This is a genomic window from Aerococcus sp. L_32, from assembly GCF_050689315.1.
Genome location: NZ_JBOEQF010001142.1, coordinates 1 through 591 on the forward strand (window position 1 = coordinate 1; position 591 = coordinate 591).

Annotated in this window: 1 protein-coding gene; it reads right to left on the reverse strand. The window is 29.4% G+C overall.

Annotated elements, in window-relative coordinates:
* Positions 1–401: 401 nt before the first annotated feature.
* The coding region (locus ACRCJ0_RS18620; RefSeq protein ID WP_431391677.1) for a helix-turn-helix domain-containing protein at positions 402–591 on the reverse strand (190 nt) is incomplete at its 5' end.

Sequence of the window (591 nt, forward strand, 5' to 3'; positions counted from 1 at the left end):
TTAATCAGCTATGTCTCAAGTGAAGAATTTACCAAAAATGTCAAACAGCTCATTCAATACATGGTTTCAAATTTAGTTAGAGTAGTCCTTAAAGAAAAAAATGCTACTAATAAGAAAAGCACTAGCCTTTAGACTAAGTAGATTGATGTTAGTTCATATTCTTTTATATTGCGCTAATGCCTTATCACATTCATATTGATGGACGAGGAATTTAAAGACTATTAAGGACTTTCTTGAAAACTGATACTGTTGTCGAGCCAAAAAAACCGTGAGAGTATTATTCTCTTACGGTTTTTTTAGACACTTTAATCATATTCCTAGAATTTCTAAAAAGTTATTAGTTTTAGTTTTCATGAATAACTAATATTCCTTATTAATTCTATTTTTAGATAGCGATCACTTTAACTCGATGCAAATAATAATTCATCTAGATCAAATATCTCAATATATTTATGTGTATGTTGTTTAATTAAACCTTTATCCTCTAACGAAGAGAACTTCCGACTTATTGTTTCAGGCGTTGTACCCAAATAAGAAGCTAGTTCCTTTTTTGACATTGGTAATGTCACATAAGTATGATTTTCCTCATCA